Consider the following 482-nt stretch of genomic DNA (forward strand, 5'->3'; position numbering starts at 1 on the left):
TCGCGTCCGGGGCACCTCAGAGGTCTCGCTGATGTCCTTGGCCGTCCCGCGCTGGCGGCGTGCGAGCGCCACGAACGACTTGGCTTCGTACTCTTTGAGCCCGAGTTGTTGGAGCAATTCGATCGCTTGGTCTTGATTTGAAACATCTTCCATTGGTCCCAACCTCGACTGCTACCGTCTGGTACGTGCCCCGGGTGTTTAGTACGTCGCACCGAGATGCACCGATGTCACCCAAATTATCACAGAATTTCCTCGGTTCTGAGTGCTCTAAGCAGTTCAGAATAGGAGCTCATCAGGTGTTCACTCACTTAATCACAATACTTCTTTGTACAGGTAGCACGGAGGGTAGAGTGGCGTGTAGGCACAGATTTGGTCCCAACCTCTCTGTCGCTACACGTCAGAAACCACCATACACGGTGGTTTTCACGAGATTGGTGACGAGTTAATGTCCGGCAACCCATCCGACCAAGCACGATCCACGG

1 protein-coding gene is annotated in these 482 nt (G+C 53.9%); it reads right to left on the bottom strand.

Features of this window, described 5'->3' with window-relative positions; all coding sequences use genetic code 11:
* A partial coding sequence (locus D3D02_RS19310; RefSeq protein WP_304999807.1) for a helix-turn-helix domain-containing protein occupies positions 1-153 on the bottom strand: 153 nt, incomplete at its 3' end.
* Positions 154-482 lie beyond the last annotated feature (329 nt).

The sequence above is a fragment of the Halobellus sp. Atlit-38R genome, from assembly GCF_003665925.1.
GTDB classification, from domain to species: domain Archaea; phylum Halobacteriota; class Halobacteria; order Halobacteriales; family Haloferacaceae; genus Haloquadratum; species Haloquadratum inordinatus.